This is a genomic window from Candidatus Symbiopectobacterium sp. NZEC135, assembly GCF_025962695.1.
Genome location: NZ_JAGFPF010000976.1, coordinates 1 through 803, shown reverse-complemented (window position 1 = coordinate 803; position 803 = coordinate 1). Strand labels below are relative to the sequence as shown.

Below are 803 nucleotides of genomic sequence, written 5' to 3'. Positions count from 1 at the left end.
GTTGCCAAAGCAAGAATGCTCCGGCTAAGTTGCTGTAATTGCTGATACTCACTAAGTAATTGCTGTAGCGATGTCATCATGCAACTCCACTGCTAACAGCCTGTTGCTGAGGGTTTATTTGTCGCCAGGCATCCGCGATATTTGCCAATAGCGTATTCACTTCGTCAATAACCTGGACGTCATTGTGCAAATTAGCGATGGTCAACCGCTGCGTCATGTAATCATACAAGGCTGAGAGATTTTCCGCTAACTCGCCTCCCTTTTCCATATCCAGTCCCGCTTTGAGACCGTTGTTGATAATGTCAATGGCTTTAGATAACGCATTGCCCTTGCCTGCAATGTCTCCCTGATTCATGAGGATTTTTGCTCGCGCTAGTGCGCTGTGCGCCCCATCAAAAAGCAACGTAATGAGTTGATGCGGACTGGCACTCATTACACTACTTTCGAGGCCTACATTCGCGTAGGCCTGACTACCTGTTCTGCTGTACATCAATAGGCCTCTCAGGTCACCTGTCTTAGCTGCTCAGTTGGGCTAATTGGGTGGTCAAATAATCACTGGTACTGTTCATTTGCGACACCAGTTTATCCAACTGGGTAAATTGTGCTTTAAGCCGTGTGATGTTGTCATCGATGCTTTGTTGAGTTCGGTCATACGTTTGTTTAAGCGTTTTTATCGTTGAGGCAATCCCGTCTTTGGCGATTTTGATCGTACCGTCGGTGGAATTCAGGACGCCATCAAGATAACTGCCAACTTGCGTGGCGAAACCCGTATTTTTTCCATCACCAACAAAGAAGTCCTCTAC

2 protein-coding genes are annotated in these 803 nt (G+C 46.7%); both read right to left on the bottom strand.

The window, feature by feature from the left end:
* Positions 1-76 precede the first annotated feature (76 nt).
* Positions 77-490 carry a flagellar export chaperone FliS gene (gene fliS / locus J5224_RS31870; protein WP_264628968.1) on the bottom strand — a complete coding sequence of 138 codons (414 nt, stop codon included), beginning with the start codon at positions 488-490 and terminating at the stop codon, positions 77-79.
* Positions 491-515: 25 nt separating this feature from the next.
* On the bottom strand, positions 516-803 hold a 288-nt coding region (fliD, locus tag J5224_RS31865), incomplete at its 5' end, for a flagellar filament capping protein FliD (protein ID WP_264628967.1).